Here is a 17,448-nt window from a genome sequence, read left to right on the forward strand (position 1 = left end):
TGCGGGGTTTTGTATTGGATTGTTGACCAGTGTTTTTGGGTTTTGTGGTTAAAATCAGATTTAGACTGGTGATGACCGTCAGAACCGGTTGAGCGGCTTCTTGCCATGATCGGCCCGATCCTTGGCAATATCAGTATCAAGGCAGCAAGATAATCCGCACGCGATTTCTCGACCACATGCCGGTCAAACTTGTTCTTGTTCGCACTGGCCTTAAGGTGTGTGTTGTCACTATAGAGCACCGTGCCATCAATCAGGCCGACCCGGATCGCCTGCTCGACAATCTCGTCAAAGATGTCCTGATAAATCTCGCTGTTGTTAAAACGCCGTCGACGGTGCTGACTGATCGTGCTGGCATCTGGCACCTTGTCGGTCAGGCGAAGATGCAAGAACCAACGATAGGCAACATTGACCTCGATCTCGCGCATCAATTGCCGTTCCGAGCGAATGCCAAACAGATAGCCGACAAACAGCATCTTGAACAACATCACCGGATCAAGTGCGGGGCGTCCGTTATTCGCACAATACAAATGTGCCACCCGATCATGGATGAAACTGAAATCAATCACCGCATCAATCTTGCGCAGCAAATGATCGGACGGCACCAGAGATGACAGTGTCACCATTTCCAGTTCTTCCTGATGGGGTTCTTTCTTTTTCAGCATGCCCCATTGAATCAAAAGTCACCGCTCTTGGCGAGGACTTTGTCTGCAGTCTGAAGGGCCGGATAACCGGCCCTTGTTTTGTTCTGAGGATCGTTTGGCGGATTACATGAAATTGCGGGGAATGGCTTTTCCCCATTTCTTTTCAAAAATCGGATCACTGCCTTCATAGGCAATCACCCATGCCGATACATACCAATTATCGCGATCACAGCTTAGTTCGGCGTGACAGTCGGTTCTGACAGACCAGTCATCACGTTCCAGATCGCATGTCCATGCGGCTTCACCGCGCATCGAATTGGGATCAAGCGGATTGATTTCCCAAGTTTCACTGCGGACTTCGCGGGTTGCAAGGCGTGAACCGGGATGTTCGAACAAACCGGTATCTTCATAGATCCGATAGCGCGTTTCGTTTTGCGTCAGATTGCGCTGAACACTGCGTTCGGTCCGGCTGGGTTTATGTTCGATATAGCGTGGCAGCGGATCAGGGTTGTCAGGTTCCTTGACCGTGATCTTTTGGTGTTCGCCAAGCAATGGCAGATCAAAACGGATTGAGGATGGTGCAATGCTAAGCCCGGCATCAAAGGGTGGCGGCAAGATCATTGGCCAATAGGATGTCGAGAGGGACAAACGAATACGGTGTCCGGGCTTAAAACGATATCCGCAGGCATCAAGGGTTAGCGTGATGGGGACTTTCTGACCATGGGGCATCGGTTTGGGATCGGCGTAATTCGCATCCAGATCACGATGCGCAAGGTTTAAGACCCCGAATGACACACGGGTTGCCGTGCCATCGGGATGGACATCAACCAGACGCGCACACAGGTTTGACCAATCGGCGTCACATGCCAGATCAATGTTTAGAGCCGGGCGCCCTAAAAGATCGATTTCGGCTTCAAGTGGGGTGGTTTCAAAGACCAGTGATCCGGCATCGTCGCTGCGCTGATCAATTGCCATTTCGGCATCAGGTTTCAGTGTGAAATATTCCCCCGATGCCGTCCCGGTATCTAGCGGTGATTTCAGATATATGTCCGCCGCCGGGTTTGTTTCATCCCCTGCCTCAAAGGACAGCTTGCCATCTGAAACATAAAGCGTGCTTGTTTCCGGCGTGGTCCAGTTGTCTTTGGCAATCCAGAATCCCGGATCAAAATCGCGGCGGGGGGCGGGTTTAACCCCGTCAAGGATATAGGCGCGCATCTGAGGCAGGTTTTCAACGCCATTGTCCTCACCACGCAGCCATTTGTTCCACCATTTGATGGCCTCGCCCGTGAAGTCTGCGCGCGGCTTGGGCCAGGCGAAGTGCGGGTATTTATGCACCCACGGACCAATCAGCGCCTTGGCACGGTCTGGCATGCCTTCAATCGCCCGCACCGGGGTGTTGCGATAGCCATCCGCCCAACCGGCCAGAACCATGGACGGGATTTTTACCGCGTCAAAATCTTCGCAGATTGAAGCATGTTTCCAGAATTCATCGCGGGTTTGGTGGGCGAGCCATTCTTCCATAAAGAATGGCTCACCCTTAAGGCGATGTAACCACATTGCCCGCCAGTCATCACCAACCAGATCCGGGTCAGGTGTGCGCGATTGATAGGCCAGCATGGTGGCCGCCCAAGACAATTGCACAGCCAACTGACAGCCATTTTTATAGTGAATGTCGTCGTTATAGCGGTCCACCGTTGATGCGATGGAAATCACCGCCTTAAGGGCGGGCGGGTTCAGGGCAGCAACCTGCAGGCAGTTAAACCCACCCCAGGAAATTCCCATCATCCCGACCGATCCGTTGCACCATGACTGATCGGCGATCCATGCGATCAACTCGCACGCATTGGCCAGTTCAAGTTCGCTATATTCGCCGTCAATAACACCATCTGATTCACCTGATCCACGGATATCAATCCGCACACCGGCAATGCCGGCCTTGGCAAATTCAGGATAGGTTGCTTCGTCGCGCGCACAGGTGCCATCGCCCTTGCGATAGGGCAGGAATTCAAAAACGGCGGGAACCGGGTCGGTTTCTGTGCCGTCTGGCATCCATATGCGGGCCGCAAGGCGGGTGCCATCGGCAAGTGTGATGAAGGTGTTTTCAATAACGTGATAGTCGCGTCCGGACATTGTGGGGCGTCCTTTGGGGCTGATGTTGACTGTATTATGGTGGGTTATCAGAAAAGGCGGCCCGTTTGACGGGGCCGCCTTTTATCTATGTTGGGGCCGGTTTTAGTGGCCGGCACTTTCCATTTTGCGCGTGGCAAGAACCTTTTCCAGCCATCCCAGTTCCATTTCCGGCACCGATTTCAACAGAAGATCGGTGTAATCGTCAAATGGCGGGTTAAGGACTTCGGAGCGTGGCCCGAAATCGACCAGCTTGCCCTGCAGCATGACGGCAACAGAATCGGCAATCGCGCGGACAATTGCAATGTCATGGGTGATGAACAGATAGGACACCTGATAGTTCTTTTGCAGGCGCATCAGCAAATCAAGAATGCCTTCGGCCACCAACGGATCAAGGGCCGAGGTCGGTTCATCGCACAAGATCAATTCCGGCTTGGCAGCCAAGGCACGTGCAATTGCAACGCGCTGTTTTTGACCACCGGAAAGCTCGGCCGGATAACGATCATAAAAAGTTTCGCCCATCTCGATTTCATCAAGAAGTTCGATGACTTTTGCTTTGCGCTGCGCACCGCGAACACCGAAATAGAATTGCAGCGGTCGGCCAATGATCTGCCCCACCGTTTGACGGGGGTTCATAGCAGTATCAGCCATTTGATAGATCAACTGAATACGGCGTAATTGATCACGGGACCGATGTTTTTGTTCGGCTGAAAGTTCATCGTCGCCAAAGGTAATTTTGCCTTCGAATGGGGGCAAAAGACCGGTAATCACACGGGCCAAGGTTGACTTGCCCGATCCAGATTCCCCAACCACGGCCAAGGTTTGACCGCGTGGTACATGCAGCGATACGTCATGAAGAACCTGCACGCCATTGCCATAGGCCGCCGAAATGTTTTCGACCTTAAGTAACGCATCAGACTGATCGCGGGCTTCGGCCAGCTTGGTCTGACGGACATTGACCAGTGCCTTGGTATAGTCTTGGCGCGGGTTTTCGATGATCTGTGCGACCGGACCATATTCGACCGTATCCCCGTTGCGCAGAACCATGATGTCATCGGAAATTTGGGCGACAACGGCCAGATCGTGGGTGATGTAGAGGGCCGCAGTTCCGGTTTTGTCGATCGCGTTTTTGATGGCGGCCAGAACGTCAATCTGGGTGGTTACATCAAGGGCGGTGGTCGGTTCATCAAAGACAATCAGTTCCGGTTTGGGGCAAAGCGCCATTGCCGTCATTGCACGTTGCAATTGACCGCCTGAAACCTGATGAGGATACCGATCGCCAAAGTTCTGCGGATCAGGAAGGCCAAGGATTTCAAACAGGTAATTGGCCCGTTCACGGGCTTCTTCTCGGGTCATAAGACCGTGTTCAAGTGCGCCTTCAATCACCTGATCGCCCAGCTTGTGCGCCGGGTTAAAGGATGCTGCGGCTGATTGTGCAACATAACAAACGCGGGCACCACGAATGCTGCGGATACCCTTTTTATTCAGTGTCAGGATATCTTTGCCATCCAGCATCACCTGACCGCCGGTGATGCGAACACCCCCCCGGCCATAGGCAAGGGCAGCAAGGCCGATGGTTGATTTTCCCGCACCAGATTCCCCGATCAGGCCCAGGACTTTGCCCCGTTGCAGATCAAAGGAAATGCCATGGACAATCTCAATATCCTGCGGGTCTTCACCCGGTGGAAAGATGGTCGCGCCAATGCGCAGATCGCGTACCGATAAAAGATCAGACATCGCCGCGTCCTCCTTTCAGGCTGGACGTACGTTTAAGCAACCAGTCGACCACCATATTCACACAAACAGCCAAAGCGGCAATCGCGCCGCCGGGAATAAGGGCCGCCTGAATACCGAAAATGATGCCGTCCTTGTTGTCTTTGACCATGCCACCCCAATCGGCTGCAGGCGGTTGAATGCCAAGGCCAAGGAAGGAAAGCGTGGACAGGAACAGGATCGAGAATGCGAAACGCAAACCAAATTCTGCCAAAAGCGGTGATAGCGTATTGGGGAGGATTTCGCGGAAGATGATCCACATCCGGCCTTCGCCGCGCAGTTTGGCCGCTTCGACAAATTCCATTACAGCAACGTCAAGTGCAACAGCGCGTCCCAGTCGATAAACACGAGTGGAATCCAAAATGGCCATCACCGCAATCAGGATGAAGATGTTTTGCGGCAAAACGGCCAAAACCACGAGGGCAAAGATCAATGTCGGGATCGACATCATCAAGTCGTTTAATCGCGACAGGCCCTGATCAATCGGACCGCCGGAAACCGCTGCCGTGAAGCTTAGGAATATCCCGATCGAGAATGAAAGGATCGATGCTGCAAGCGAGACGAACAGGGTTGTCTGTGCACCGTAAATAAGACGCGACAACAAATCGCGACCCAGATTGTCGGTACCCAGAAGATAAAGGTCACTGGCCGGTTCCCAAACACCCGCAACAATTTCGCGTTCCCCGAAGGGCGCGATCAGGGATGCGAAAACAGCACAGAAAAATGCAAATGCAATGCCCAGAATTCCGATCCAGGCAGTCAGCGGGATTTCACGTAATCTCATCGCGGGTGCCTCAGTCTCGGATTGGCGACAATGGCGACAAGATCGGCCACCATGTTAAGCAGAATATACACCGCAGCAAAGATCAGGCCGCAGGCCTGAACCACGGGCATGTCACGTACCGTCACGGCATCGACCATATATTGGCCCATGCCGGGATAGACAAAGACAACCTCGACCACGACAACACCAACGACCAGATAGGCCAGATTAAGCGCAACCACATTGACGATCGGGGCGATGGCATTCGGCGCAGCATGTTTGACAATTGCCTTGAAAGCGCCAAGGCCCTTAAGCTCGGCCGTTTCCATATAGGCCGATGACATCACGCTTATGATTGCGGCACGGGTCATGCGCATCATATGGGCGAGAACCACCAGAACCAGTGTTGCGGTCGGAAGGGCAATTGCGGCCATGCGTTCGGACCATGTCATGCCGTCATACACAGTCGACGGGAAGGTCGCGACACCAAGCTGTACGGCGAAGAACACAATCAGAATATAGCCGATGAAGAATTCCGGTAGTGAGATTGCAGCAAGCGAGATGATGTTGATGACCCGGTCGGGGATGCGGTTGCGATAGTGAACGGCAACCATGCCAAGGCCAACGGCAAGCGGGACAGAGATTGCTGCGGCAAAGAATGCCAGGAACAACGAATTGCCAAGGCGCTTGGTGATTTGTTCGGTAACCGGCGCGCCACTGGCCCAGCTATTGCCGAAATCACCCTGCACAACACCGCCAAGCCATTCGAAATATCGGGTGGTGATCGGGCGATCAAGGCCAAGGTCGGCCCGGATATTGGCAATTGCCTGCGGTGTGGCAGATTGACCAAGATAGGTTTGGGCAAAGTCGCCCGGCAGGGCTTCTACCCCTGCGAAAATCAGGACTGAAACAGCCCAAAGCAACATCAAACTCAAACCCAGTCGTTCGACGATCAGGACCGTCAATGGATGGGTTTCTTTTAGTCTGTGTCGCACGGCGTGCACGCCGGCCAAAGGGTTGGCCATGAACACTTTCTCCCAAAACAGGCCTGAGCGGGAATTCAAGACGGGTGGGACATCGGAGGTCTGCTCCGAAACCATCTGGAATTGTCGATCAGGCCGTTGCACAAACGAACAAGTGAACAACAAGAACGGGGATCACGGTTAAAACCGTGATCCCGCAATTCTTAAGGTATCGTATCGGGATGTTTGCCATCCCGGCCCGATTAGCTGTTCAACCACAGACGGGTTGCGACATAACCGTTGGACATGTCGTTACCGATGTCCTGGACAAAGCCCGAGACATTGTTGGTTGTGGCATTTACGAAGTCGTTGAACATCGGAAGAATAAGGCCACCCGTGTCACGCACCATCAGTGCCATGTCACGATACATGTCCTTACGCTTGTTCTGGTCAAGCTCGGCACGGGCTTCGAGAAGGATCTTGTCAAAGCCGGTGTTGAAGAAGCGGGTATCGTTCCAGTCTGCAGATGACAGATACGCGGTGGAATACATCTGATCCTGGGTCGGACGACCACCCCAGTAGGATGTGGAGAACGGCTGGGCATTCCAGACGTTCGACCAGTAGCCATCGCCCGGTTCACGTTTGATTTCGATATCGATACCGGCTTTTTTCGCGGTTTCCTGATACAGGACTGCGGCATCAACCGCCCCCGGGAAGGCAACATCGGATGTGCGCAGCAGAACCGAACCATCATGGCCGGACTTCTTGAAGTGGAAGGCCGCTTTGTCCGGATCGTAGGCACGCTGTTCGATGTCTTGCGGGAACAGGGCATAGGTTTCGTTGATCGGGAAGTCATTCCCGACCTTGCCGTAACCACCAAGGATCTTTTCAACCATGGTTTCACGGTCCATCGCATATTTCAGCGCAAGACGCAGGTCGTTATTATCAAACGGTGCGGTGTTGCAATGCATGATGAAGACATAGTGGCCACGACCTGATGTGGTCTGAATCTCGACATTCGGCGCGCGTTTCAGCAGGCCGACGGTCTTTGGATCAACACGGTTGATGAAATGCACCTGACCCGATGACAGGGCGGCCATACGTGCGGTGGCATCGTTCATGACGATCATTTCAACCGAGTCAACAAAGCCACGGTCGCTGCGCCAGTCGTTTTCGTTTTTTACGAAGGTGGCGCGAACACCGGCTTCGAAGTTATCAACCTTGAACGGGCCGGTACCGATACCGGCATTCGGGTTGTCAAAGCCGCCACCGGGCTGGATCACAAGGTGATAATCGCTCAGCAGAAGCGGAAGATCGGCATTGCCTTCCGAGAGGGTCAAAACAAGATCACCGCCCTTGTTTTCAATGCCTTTGATCGAACCCATTACACCAAGCGCACCAGATTCGGATTTTTCGTCGGTGTGACGGTTCAGGGTTTTGACAACATCATCAATGGTCAGTTCAGCGCCATTGTGGAATTCAACACCCTTCCGAATTTTGAAGGTCCAGACAGAGGCATCTGCATTCGGCTCCCAGGATTCTGCAAGGGCCGGAACAGCCAGACCGGTGGTCGGATGCGACTCAACCAGGGTGTCGCCCCAGTTGCGATTCATGGCGAAGGTGAATTGCGATGCCGATTTGGCAGGATCAATAACGTCGGTCGAAGCACCCCCCTGAAGACCAAGCTTCAGATGGCCGCCGCGCTTTGGCTCCTGTGCCATGGCGGATGTGCCATAAAGGGTGGTGGCGGCTGCAAGGGTCAAGCCCGCTGCCATGGAACGGCCGATAAATTCACGGCGGTTCATTTCATGTGCGCTGACACGTGACGCAAAATGTTTGATAGGGTCAGTCATCCCTGTTCCTTCTCTGATACATCTTAACTTGTTGAATTATGTAATGGTGTGGCTAGTCCGGCCTATTGATTGATATTGGTTGTTCTAGGTCCGGACTTGGTACCGTTTCGGCACATGGGGCATGGTGCAGTTTCAAGTCCTGCTTTTTGTGTCATGCCACTGCGATTGTGCAGTTGATGAGCCCCCCTTTGGCCACAAAATTGATCCCCTGTGGGTACGTGCAATGCCATGGATGCAATTCCGAAACGGAAAAGCACCCAACAGGTCTACGTCGCAAAGACCAATGAATGTCTCAGCGCTGCAGCACTTGTTGTGTGGGACAGACAGTGCACAAATCCGCGACATCGTGACACGGGTGCCTTGTATGCATCAACCCGTTGGCAATAACTGTCAGGTGATTTTCACACCTGAAAATTGATATCAGGCCAATCAATATCTCTGAAAAATAGTATAGAAAATCGATGGATTTCTGCGTCCAAGACCTTGGTATCTAAGGGATTGTCATCATATGGGTATAAGTTGGTATATGAGGAAAATATCAGGTCGAAAAAAAATTGAGATTTTCATGTTCGAACGAAAAAAGATCGCAAATCGCTGACAAAAGTCAGGAGGGGTGACCAAAAAATATTCAAAATTGCGATTCGGACCTGTTTGCAGAGTTCAAATGACATTCAGTCAGACCTTACAAAGAACTGTTGTCAGATATCTGGCATCTAGTTTTCGCAGGCTCTCTTGCGAAAGTAAAATTCAGGTTTTTAAATGGTGATTTTGCTTTAAGAGGCCGTCAGTGTTACGCTTTTACAACTGTCCTGTTGATCGTAAAAAATCTGATTGTAGGGGTGGTGCACATAACGGAGGAATGAATGTATCAAAAGATGCTCGTGCCTGTCGATTTGGCCCACATTGATAAATTGGAAAGGGCAATTCAAACGGCGGTCGATTTAGCTGCGCACTATAAGGCTGAAATCTGTTTCCTTAGCGTGGGAACAAACACGCCTTCGGAAGTGGCTCATAATCCCAAGGAATTTGAAAAAAAACTGGCTGAGTTTGCCGAGGAATGTCGCGCGAAATTTGGTGTTGTTGTGACAGCAAGTTCGCATATTTCACATGACCCAGCTGTTGACCTTAGCAAGGCACTTGTTGCAAAAGCCGATGAACTCAATGCCGATCTGATTGTAATGGCGACACATGTTCCTGGCGTTGCCGATCATATCTTTACCTCGCATGGCGGATATGTTGCTTCTCATTCGGATCATTCAGTGTTCCTTGTGCGTTAAGCAAATGCCTTATCGAGATTTCGGCTAGGGATAGCCGTAATTCATATAACCTTGGGAGTTTAAAATGGGGTCAGAAGCTGAGACGGGTATTGAAAGCCCGGACGGTGCAGCGAACCCGATTGATACAGAATATGAAATCGGGCAAGACAATTTCAAAACAGAGATCGGGCCTTTTGGTCTTGATGTTCACAACCCTGTCTTTTTGATTTCGGGGTTGTCGATTGTTGCTTTTGTTTTCTTAACACTCGCTTTTCAGGAAAGTGTTGGTCCGATGTTCAACGACCTTCGAGGTTGGCTGACATCAAGTCTGGACTGGTTCTTCCTGTCTGCAGCAAATGTGTTTGTTTTGTTGTGTCTTTTCCTGATCGTGTCCCCGCTTGGGCGGGTGCGTCTTGGCGGAGTGGATGCAAAACCTGATTATTCCTATTCCGGCTGGTTTGCGATGCTGTTTGCGGCCGGTATGGGCATTGGCTTGATGTTCTATGGTGTGTCCGAGCCGATTTCGCATTTCTCATCCTCTATTGGTGGAACGGCACTTGGCGAAAACGGTATGCGGACAGACTGGGCGCCGTTAGGTGGCGCTGCTGGTGATGCGGATGCTGCATTTGATCTTGGCATGGCCGCAACCATCTTCCACTGGGGACTTCATCCATGGGCGATCTATGCCACGGTGGCGTTGGCCTTGGCCCTGTTTTCCTTTAACAAGGGCCTGCCGCTGACCATGCGGTCGGTATTTTATCCGATCTTTGGCGAGCGTGTCTGGGGCTGGACCGGTCATGTTATTGATATTCTGGCGGTGTTTGCGACCTTGTTTGGTTTGGCGACCTCGCTTGGATTTGGTGCAGAACAGGCCAATGCCGGTCTTGATTTCCTGTTTGGTATTCCGGTGACGGATGGCTCCAAAGTCGTCCTGATTATCGCGATTACCGGTGTTGCCTTGATTTCTGTTCTGGCCGGTCTTGATGCCGGGGTTAAACGCCTGTCGGAAATCAATATGGTGCTTGCGGCCGTTCTGTTGCTGTTTGTTATTCTGGTCGGACCGACCATGGATATCATCAAGGGCTTCTTCACATCCCTTGTGGCCTATGTTGAATATCTGCCAGCACTGTCAAACCCGGTTGGTCGCGAAGATGCCAACTTCAGTCAGGGTTGGACATCGTTCTATTGGGCGTGGTGGATTTCCTGGTCACCGTTTGTCGGCATGTTCATTGCGCGTGTGTCGCGTGGTCGTACCGTCCGTGAATTCATCACCTGCGTTTTGATCATTCCGTCGCTGGTATGCGTGTTGTGGATGACGGCATTTGGTGGCACGGCGGTTCACATGGTGACCGAAGGTGTGACGGCAATTGCCGAGGCGGGACTTCCGATCAAACTGTTCACCATGCTTGGACAATTGCCCCTGCATGAGATCACATCGTTCATTGGCATCATTTTGGTGATTGTCTTCTTTGTGACGTCATCGGATTCCGGGTCACTTGTGATTGATACTATCACCGCAGGCGGCAAGGTCGATGCGCCGGTTCCTCAGCGTATCTTCTGGTGCACATTCGAAGGCCTGGTTGCAATTGCATTGCTTTTGGGCGGTGGTCTTGGCGCATTGCAGGCAATGGCGGTGTCAACCGGCTTCCCGTTTGCAATCATTTTGCTGCTGGCCTGTTATTCGATCATTCAGGGGCTGCGCAGTGAGCCAAAGGCCGTTGGTGCAGGTGCGGAAATATCCGACAGCAAAGACTAGATTTACGCGTTATGCAGATGCATAACCTGTGCTTCCTAAAATAAGTTGACGATTTTTCATGGAGCCAGCGGATATATTCCGCTGGCTTTTTGATGCACTTGATCTGGCGTTTGCATTGCCAAAGCGAGGTGCGATCTCATTGTATTATAAGTCTGCACAGCTTCCTTGACCAGTTGTCTGAAATCTTCAAATGTTTTGCAGCGATGAACTAGGAATTCCTGTTTGAGAATGCCGTTCACCCATTCGGCCTGAGCATTCTGATAGCAGTCGTAGCCATCAGTCATCGACGCGGTGATGTTGTTGTTCAATACCGATTGATAAAGTCCGGAACAATATTGCAGTCCCCGGTCAGAGTGATGGATCAGGGGATGCGTTGTCATCCGGTTGCCCTCCACCCGTTTCAGGGCCTTGACCACATCGGATGCTTTCTCATCCAGTGCCGACTGTTGGTTGTCCTGGTGAAATTCTTGCGGGGCCGTACCAGTCACCTTCACCCTGCCCGCGAACCTGCCAGTCAGGGAAGGCCGTCAGGATCAAATCAAGTGTGGCGCTGATGTCTTTAACCACCAGATTGACGTGTTCGAGCTGAAACATTGTGGCGTCTCCTGCGCTATTGTTTGGATGACCACAGGCTAATTTGTTTCTTTATTCGTGATAATATAGTATCTGGGAAAATAATTGTGGAAATAAATTCAACAGAAATGCCGGTAGATGAAAGACATAAACGCAACATCAATTTTCGCAGCCGTTATTGATGAGGGTAGTTTTTCCGGCGCAGCGGACAGGCTTGGTGTGACGAAGTCTGCTGTCAGCAAGCGCATTACGGCACTTGAAGCGCGGCTTGGTGTGAAGCTTTTAAACCGGACGACCCGGAAACTAAGTCTGACCGAGGCGGGGGAACGTTATCTGATCCATATTCGCGAAGCACTTCGCGCAATCGAAGATGCAGAGTTCGCAGCGGGTGAATTGCAGGAAGTCCCGCAAGGGGTTTTGAAGATCAGTTCACCGATGTCGTTTGGGCGATTGCATGTCGCACCGGTAATCCCGCAATTTTTAAAGAAGTACCCGCAAATCAAAATTCAGATGGATATGAGCGATATGTCCCCTGATCTTGTCGGCGGGGGATATGACATTGCGTTACATGCCGGTGACCTGAGCGAGACCAGCCTTGTGCGTAGAAAGCTGGCACCGCTTCATAGCGTTCTGTGTGCGTCGGAAAGCTACATCGACGAGTTCGGACCACCTTTGATGCCCGATGAATTGGTCCGTCATAACTGCCTGCTTTATTCGTACCATACGACTGTGGATGAATGGGTATTCACAAAGAACGGCACGGATACCCGCATTCAGGTGTCCGGATCCTATCAGGTCAATAACAGCGAAGCTTTACGCGAAGCGATATTGCAGGGGATCGGGATTGGGCGACTTCCGACGTTCCTTGCGGGGCCTGACATCCAAAGTGGTCGGTTGGTGCCGGTGTTGCAGGATTTCGAAATGCCGATGAAGGAAATCTATGCCGTATTTCCGGAACGGAAATATTTGCCGCAAAAGGTACGGGTCTTTATCGACTTTATGGTCGATTATCTGGGCGGTGATGTTCCGTATTGGGATCGATGGAAGACGTCGTTTTAGCGCCGGCAAAGTTCAGTACGGAGAAAACTGAAGGTTTGGGCAAAGGTGCGCAGCTTTTAAAAGGCAGTGCCAGATCGATCAGTCTGTCGTTTCTTCATCGGGGTTAACCGTTGCAAAGGAACGGTTGCCGCGCATGGCCCGGACACTTCGAATGGTGGTGCCAAAGCTTTGAGAGAAGGCCCGGCTGAGTGTTGAGCTGCTTTTAAAGCCGGTTTGAAGGGCAATACTGGTCAAGGGAAAATCAGTTGATTGTGCAAGATCACGCGCCCGGCCCAGACGCAGCATTTGATAATATTTTCCCGGCGCCATGTGCAGATTTTCGTGAAAAATGCGATCCAGACTGCGTAACGAGCAGCCAACATTGGTGGCAATCGCATCAAGCGAAACCGGTGTTTCGATGTTTGCAAGCATTTCACTGACAGCACGCCGCAAAAAGGCAGCCCCGGGGCCACGCAAACGATCCGCACCGCGTGTTTTCTCATACTGGTTTTCGGCGTCATAGACGAACAGATTACTGACATCAAAGGCAACAGCCGGTCCGAATTGCCCGGACAGAATGTGAAGCATCAACTCCATCACGGTGGATGCACCGCCCGATGTGATGAATTTTCCGTCCTGCACAAACCGGTCCTGCCGGACGATGATATCGGGAAACTGTTCGGCAAACTGATCAAGTTCCTGCCAGTGAATGGTGGCGGACTTTTCATCTAGCATATTGCAAGCCGCAAGGATCCAGGCGGCTGTATCAAGCCCGATTACGTGACCTGAATGTTGCGCAACATTAATCAGGCGCGCACGCGTTTGGGCATTGAGGTGATCGCGCATCCCATAACCCGAAATCACCACCAGATAATCGATCTTTTCGTCCGGTTTATGTGATGATAGTCCAGCTTGCGGTGTGATGACCAAGCCACTTGAACTTTGTACCGGTGCGCCGTCGATTGAACAGATGGTCCAGCTGATATTCGGTCCGTTTGGCAGGCGGCTGGCCGCGCGCAATGGTTCCAGCGCGCTTGCCAACACCATGTTGGAAAACCCGTCAAACAGGACAAAAACAAAGCGTTGAGGTCTGGTTGAATCAATATCTGGCATAAAATGCAAAATAAGTGACGGTTCATGCAAAATCAAACTCTGCGTTCAACGGTAAGCTATTAGCAGATTTTTTGATTTTACAACCCAAAGAGATCGCCATGCCCCTTACCATGAACCGCGACGTTTTCATCACTGCTGCCGTTACCGGATCGGGTGCGACACAAGACAAATCACCGCATGTTCCCCGTTCGCCCGAGGAAATTGCAAACAGTGCGATTGATGCGGCCAAGGCCGGAGCGGCCATTGTGCATTGTCATGTTCGTGATCCGGAAACCGGCGCGCCATCGCGCGATCTTGGGTATTACCGGGAACTGACAGAACGGGTGCGTGCGGCAGATGTTGATGTCGTCTTAAACCTGACGGCAGGCATGGGCGGAGACATTGTGTTCGGGTCAACCGAAGCACCGTTTCCGGTCAATGAAGGCGCGACCGACATGATCGGGGCGACTGAGCGCATGGCCCATATTGCCGATTGTTTGCCAGAAATCTGTACGCTTGATTGCGGGACGATGAACTTTGCCGAGGCAGATTACGTCATGACCAACACGCCGGGCATGTTACGTGCCATGGGCCAGATGATGACCGATCTTGGTGTGAAGCCAGAGATCGAAGCGTTTGATACCGGACATCTTTGGTTTGCCAAACAGCTGGTTTCTGAAGGCATTCTGACAAGCCCCGCATTGGTGCAGCTTTGCATGGGTATTCCATGGGGGGCACCAAATGACCTCAACACGTTTATGGCGATGGTCAATAACGTTCCGTCGGATTGGAACTGGTCGGCGTTTTCCATCGGGCGTGATCAGATGCCCTTTGTTGCGGCGTCGGTTTTGGCGGGCGGGAATGTCCGGGTTGGATTGGAAGACAATATCTATCTGTCCAAGGGTGTTCTTGCCACCAACGCCCAACTGGTTGAACGTGCTGTCGGGATTATCGAAGGTATGGGCGCAACCGTGATTGGCCCGGATGCGGTGCGCAAGAAGCTTGGCCTGATCAAGCGGGAGCCAAGCTAATGTCCATGACAGCAAACAAAAAGGCCGCAATCATTGGCGGCGGTGTCATCGGTGGTGGTTGGGCAGCACGGTTTCTGCTGAACGGCTGGGATGTTGCTGTTTTCGATCCCGACCCGCACGCTGAACGCAAGATTGGCGAGGTGCTTGAAAATGCCCGCCGCAGTCTTCCTGCACTTTATGATCGGGCTTTGCCAATCGAAGGTGAACTGACGTTCCATGATGATATGGCCAAGGCCGTGCATGGGGCCGCGTGGATTCAGGAAAGTGTTCCTGAACAGCTTGCGCTTAAGCATAAGATTCTTGCGCAAATTCAGACCCATGCACCCAGTGACTGCATGATCGGGTCATCGACGTCGGGGTTTAAGCCAAGCGAGCTTCAACAAGGATCAATCTATCCGGGGCAGATCGTTGTCGCCCATCCGTTTAATCCGGTTTATTTGCTGCCCCTGATCGAAGTCGTGCCGTCTGCGGCAACCGATGCCAACGTGTTTGAAGCGGGATGCGATTTGTTGCGTTCCGTCGGGTTAAAGCCGCTTGTCGTGCGCAAAGAAATTGATGCGCATATCGCAGATCGATTGCTTGAGGCGGTTTGGCGTGAAGGGCTTTGGCTGGTGCATGATGGTGTTGCCACCACCGAAGAAATTGATGATGCCATCCGGTTTGGGTTTGGTCTGCGTTGGGCGCAGATGGGTTTGTTTGAGACATATCGCATTGCTGGCGGCGAAGCAGGAATGGAACATTTCATTGGTCAGTTCGGTCCGGCTTTGAAATGGCCATGGACCAAATTGATGGATGTGCCCGAACTCACCCCCGAATTGACCGCGCGTATTGCGCAGCAATCTGATGATCAATCGGGTCATATGTCGATACGTGAATTGGAAAGGCTGCGCGATGACAATCTGGTCGGCATGATGCGCGCACTGAAAAAATCAAGCAGTGGGGCCGGTGGGACGATCAATGATCATGAGGCATCTTTGCCAAAAGCAGACGCGATTGATGCGTTGCCTGTGACGGTTGATCGGCAAATCCCGCAAAGCTGGACGGATTATAACGGGCATATGAACGAAGCCCATTATGTCGAAATCAGCGCGCAGGCCAGCGATTGTTTCATGGAAATGATTGGCGCAGATGCCGATTACATTGCTGCGGGCGGGAGCTATTTCACGGTTGAAAACCATGTTTGTTATCTTGATGAAATCAATGCGGGCGACCGGATTACGGTGAGCACGCAATTGATCAAAGGGGCTGGCAAAAAGCTGCATCTGTTCCATCGTTTGATGACAGAACAAGGCAAGGTTGCAGCGACAGTTGAAACCCTGCTTCTGCATGTTGATTTAAAATCACGTCGCACGTCTGAGCCCGGTGGGCTGGTGGCGACCAATTTGGCTGAAATGAGCCTTCGACACGGTGGCTTTGCCAAGCCCGAACAGCTTGGACGCGCTATTGGCTAAGTGGTCGGCGGGAAATATCGTCAATAATAATGCCATGATTACCCCTGTAGTCTTTAACTGCGGGGGTATCCGCGCTACGTTGAGATGATATTCCTTTCCATAAAGGACCCGTTGATGGCCAATTCCGATCAGGTTTCCTCAGACCTTGTGTATGATCCAATGCCCGACGAAGATGGCATTCGATCCTTCATTGCCAGATGCGACAGTTTTTATCCCCCGGATGCGGTTGCTGCGGGGATAGATCAACAGCGCAAATGGTATGATGCGCTGTGTGCTGAATTTGCCTTTCCCCATCCGGACGGGATGCAGGTCGAAGACGACGTGATTGCCGATGTCCCTGTTCGTCATTATCGTCCGGCGGATGTCAAAACAGCCCACAAGATTGTCTATATGCATGGTGGCGGGTTTGTTGTCGGCTCCCGCGATAGCCATGATGCGATCTGTGCCGAAATCGCCGAGGCCGCCCATGCGGAATTGATTGCTATTGATTATCGTCTGGCCCCTGAGCATGTCTGGCCCGCCCAGCACGAAGATTGCCATCGGGTTGCGCAAAGCTTGCTGTCATCGGGCAAGAAGCTTGTGTTGGTCGGCGATAGTGCAGGGGGCATGTTGGCATCGGGTCTTGCGGTGCGGGCACGCGAAGACGGCTTTGGCGATCGGATATTGGGGCAGGCGCTTATTTATCCGGCCCTTGGCGGCGATTTGAACTGGCCCAGCTATGGTCAGATGGCCAATGCACCGGGGCTTAGCACCGATGACGTGATTTATTATCGCGATGTGCTGAAAGCACCGATGGATGATCCTTTTGCCCATGTGCTGTCCGTTGATGATTTGCGCGGGCTTCCGCCAACCTATATTACGGCGGCGTATTTTGATCCGTTGCGCGATGACGGGCGGGAATTTGCAGCCCAGCTTGCACGGGCGGGTATCTGGGTTCAGTACCGCGAAGAACCGCAAATGATCCATGGGTGGCTTCGTGCGCGCCATATGAGTGACGGTGCCAGAGAAGGCTTTAAACATCTTTGTGATGCGATCACGGCGATGGCAGCACAGGATTAACGTCCTGACCGGCCCAAAATGCGGATAAAAAACACAAGGCCCGGATAACTGGCCTTTCAGACTGCTAACGAAC

The 17,448-nt window shown here is 52.2% G+C and carries 13 protein-coding genes and 2 pseudogenes; 6 read left to right on the plus strand and 9 right to left on the minus strand.

The window, feature by feature from the left end:
* Window positions 1-84: 84 nt before the first annotated feature.
* The 6 genes and pseudogenes from ACQ0MK_RS15665 to ACQ0MK_RS15690 form a co-directional block, all read right to left on the minus strand.
* Window positions 85-662, minus strand: a pseudogene (locus ACQ0MK_RS15665) (transposase); the annotation flags it as partial.
* 102 nt (window positions 663-764) lie between these two features.
* Window positions 765-2,771 carry a CocE/NonD family hydrolase gene (locus tag ACQ0MK_RS15670; RefSeq protein WP_430473395.1) on the minus strand — a complete coding sequence of 669 codons (2,007 nt, stop codon included), beginning with the start codon at window positions 2,769-2,771 and terminating at the stop codon, window positions 765-767.
* 102 nt (window positions 2,772-2,873) lie between these two features.
* Window positions 2,874-4,505, minus strand: a complete 1,632-nt coding sequence (locus ACQ0MK_RS15675) for an ABC transporter ATP-binding protein (protein WP_430473396.1) — start codon at window positions 4,503-4,505, stop codon at window positions 2,874-2,876.
* The gene (locus ACQ0MK_RS15680) at window positions 4,498-5,325 is read right to left on the minus strand and encodes an ABC transporter permease (protein WP_430473397.1); all 828 of its coding nucleotides are present in this window, start codon (window positions 5,323-5,325) and stop codon (window positions 4,498-4,500) included. Before ACQ0MK_RS15680 ends, ACQ0MK_RS15675 begins: the two co-directional genes overlap by 8 nt.
* Window positions 5,322-6,329 carry an ABC transporter permease gene (locus ACQ0MK_RS15685; protein ID WP_350048072.1) on the minus strand — a complete coding sequence of 336 codons (1,008 nt, stop codon included), beginning with the start codon at window positions 6,327-6,329 and terminating at the stop codon, window positions 5,322-5,324. Before ACQ0MK_RS15685 ends, ACQ0MK_RS15680 begins: the two co-directional genes overlap by 4 nt.
* A 200-nt stretch (window positions 6,330-6,529) precedes the next feature.
* Window positions 6,530-8,119 (minus strand): ABC transporter substrate-binding protein, encoded by a 1,590-nt coding sequence (locus ACQ0MK_RS15690; protein WP_350041210.1) that lies wholly within the window; start codon window positions 8,117-8,119, stop codon window positions 6,530-6,532.
* A gap of 863 nt (window positions 8,120-8,982) precedes the next feature.
* Here ACQ0MK_RS15690 and ACQ0MK_RS15695 point away from each other — a divergent pair.
* Together ACQ0MK_RS15695 and ACQ0MK_RS15700 are read left to right on the plus strand one after the other, a co-directional pair.
* Window positions 8,983-9,396 (plus strand): universal stress protein, encoded by a 414-nt coding sequence (locus ACQ0MK_RS15695; RefSeq protein ID WP_430473398.1) that lies wholly within the window; start codon window positions 8,983-8,985, stop codon window positions 9,394-9,396.
* Window positions 9,397-9,460: 64 nt separating this feature from the next.
* Window positions 9,461-11,131: a BCCT family transporter gene (locus ACQ0MK_RS15700; protein WP_430473399.1), complete on the plus strand. Its 1,671-nt coding sequence runs from the start codon at window positions 9,461-9,463 to the stop codon at window positions 11,129-11,131.
* A gap of 56 nt (window positions 11,132-11,187) precedes the next feature.
* On the opposite strand, the pseudogene ACQ0MK_RS15705 reads toward ACQ0MK_RS15700, so the two are convergent.
* Window positions 11,188-11,559: pseudogene (locus ACQ0MK_RS15705) on the minus strand (transposase); the annotation flags it as partial.
* Between the two features lies 1 nt (window position 11,560).
* Window positions 11,561-11,725 carry a hypothetical protein gene (locus tag ACQ0MK_RS15710; protein ID WP_430473400.1) on the minus strand — a complete coding sequence of 55 codons (165 nt, stop codon included), beginning with the start codon at window positions 11,723-11,725 and terminating at the stop codon, window positions 11,561-11,563.
* A 117-nt stretch (window positions 11,726-11,842) separates the two neighbouring features.
* Between ACQ0MK_RS15710 and ACQ0MK_RS15715 the strand changes: the two genes are divergently transcribed.
* Window positions 11,843-12,763 carry a LysR family transcriptional regulator gene (locus tag ACQ0MK_RS15715; protein ID WP_430473401.1) on the plus strand — a complete coding sequence of 307 codons (921 nt, stop codon included), beginning with the start codon at window positions 11,843-11,845 and terminating at the stop codon, window positions 12,761-12,763.
* Between the two features lie 78 nt (window positions 12,764-12,841).
* Here ACQ0MK_RS15715 and ACQ0MK_RS15720 read toward each other — a convergent pair whose 3' ends face one another.
* Window positions 12,842-13,855, minus strand: coding sequence for a GlxA family transcriptional regulator (locus ACQ0MK_RS15720; RefSeq protein WP_430473402.1), 1,014 nt, complete (start codon window positions 13,853-13,855; stop codon window positions 12,842-12,844).
* Window positions 13,856-13,953: 98 nt separating this feature from the next.
* Here ACQ0MK_RS15720 and ACQ0MK_RS15725 point away from each other — a divergent pair, with 98 nt between their 5' ends.
* From ACQ0MK_RS15725 to ACQ0MK_RS15735, 3 genes are all read left to right on the plus strand, one after another.
* The gene (locus ACQ0MK_RS15725) at window positions 13,954-14,865 is read left to right on the plus strand and encodes a 3-keto-5-aminohexanoate cleavage protein (protein ID WP_430473403.1); all 912 of its coding nucleotides are present in this window, start codon (window positions 13,954-13,956) and stop codon (window positions 14,863-14,865) included.
* Window positions 14,865-16,316 (plus strand): carnitine 3-dehydrogenase, encoded by a 1,452-nt coding sequence (locus ACQ0MK_RS15730; protein WP_430473404.1) that lies wholly within the window; start codon window positions 14,865-14,867, stop codon window positions 16,314-16,316. Before ACQ0MK_RS15725 ends, ACQ0MK_RS15730 begins: the two co-directional genes overlap by 1 nt.
* Window positions 16,317-16,430: 114 nt before the next feature.
* On the plus strand, window positions 16,431-17,375 hold the full coding sequence (locus ACQ0MK_RS15735; protein WP_430473405.1) for an alpha/beta hydrolase: 945 nt from the start codon (window positions 16,431-16,433) through the stop codon (window positions 17,373-17,375).
* The last annotated feature ends 73 nt before the right edge of the window (window positions 17,376-17,448 follow it).

The organism is Thalassospira lucentensis, assembly GCF_050516545.1.
Taxonomy (GTDB): domain Bacteria; phylum Pseudomonadota; class Alphaproteobacteria; order Rhodospirillales; family Thalassospiraceae; genus Thalassospira; species Thalassospira lucentensis_C.